Source organism: Fulvivirga aurantia (assembly GCF_009711475.1).
Lineage (GTDB): Bacteria > Bacteroidota > Bacteroidia > Cytophagales > Cyclobacteriaceae > Fulvivirga > Fulvivirga aurantia.
Genome location: NZ_SMMD01000262.1, coordinates 1 through 1,386, shown reverse-complemented (window position 1 = coordinate 1,386; position 1,386 = coordinate 1). Strand labels below are relative to the sequence as shown.

Here is a 1,386-nt window from a genome sequence, read left to right as displayed (position 1 = left end):
AGCACAGATTACAAACGAGTAAGCATTTCTGAAATTGAGACAGGCATACAGCAATACATTCAAGAAAAAACAAAAGCTGATGATGGCTATTTCAAAATAGAAGATGGTGATAGTCTGCTACGTTTGAAATTGGTGAGAGTACATACCGAGTACCTTTCCAACCTTGGTCCACAGCGCTACTTTGCCTGTGTAGATTTAGCAGAAGTGGATGGCAATGTGTATGATGTTGATTTTTTTCTATCCGGTGAGCCCGGAAATATGACAGTTACAGAAACCACCGTCCATAAGCTTAATGGCAAGCCTTTTTATACCTGGAAACAGCGCAAGGATAAAACCTGGCATCGGGTGGCGGTAGAAAATGCAGACAATCGACTAATGGGTGTCATTGAAAAAGAAGACAAGTTTGAATTTACTTATGAAGCAAAATTACCAGAAATGAAGGAGCCTTCTCGACTTTGGCTTCCACTGGCGCAGACTGATGATTTTCAGGATGTAGAGATAGTTTCCGTAAAAACACCCGTAAAGCATCAGATTTTACAAGAGGATGACTACCAAAACAGCATGATGTATCTAGAGTTGACCCCAGCACAAAGTGGCTCAACTGTAGCGGTAACTTATAAGGTGAAGAGAAAAGAAAAGTCCTCATACTCAGCCGATGATAAGAACCTGGAGCGATACCTTCAAGGCAGTGAACTACTCCCGGTTGGTGGTCGATTTAAAGAAATTGTTGATGAAATTCTGATCAAGACACCTGAAGACAACAAACTCATGCAAGCACGTGCTATTTATGATTATATCATTGATAATGTAGCTTATAAGAAAGTAGGTGTTTATGGCACAGGAGACGCCAATTATGCGTGCGATGCAAAAAGTGGCAATTGCACTGAGTTTCACTCATTTTTCATTTCACTAGCCAGAACGGCCGGCATTCCAGCGAGATTTGCTATAGGCGCTTCTATTCCTTCGGAGCGAAATGAAGGGGGCATCAATGGATATCACTGCTGGGCAGAATTCTATGCAGAGGGTAAATGGTGGCCTATCGATATCAGTGAGGGCAATAAATATACACCACTGGCAACCTATTACTTTGGACATCACCCTGCTAATAGAATTGAGCTTAGCCGTGGAAGAGATCTGCAACCAAATCCAGGCCCTTCCTCTGGCCCAATTAATTTTCATGCGTACCCGGTACTGGAGGTAAATGGCAAAAAAACTGATGTAAAAACTACTTTTTCCTTTATGAGAGGGTAGTGCAATTAGCAATTAGCAATGTACAATGAGCTGTGAGCTTCGAGCCTTTAGCTGTGAGCAGTGAGTGGGATTGATCAACATACGCCAGGCGCTCTTCTCATCTTAAAAAAGACTCTTCGCTAGCGCTCTGAGTGA

Annotated in this window: 1 protein-coding gene; it reads left to right on the top strand. The window is 42.4% G+C overall.

Annotated elements, in window-relative coordinates:
• A partial coding sequence (locus E1176_RS00975) for a transglutaminase-like domain-containing protein (RefSeq protein WP_155208723.1) occupies nt 1–1,251 on the top strand: 1,251 nt, incomplete at its 5' end.
• Nucleotides 1,252–1,386: the final 135 nt, after the last annotated feature.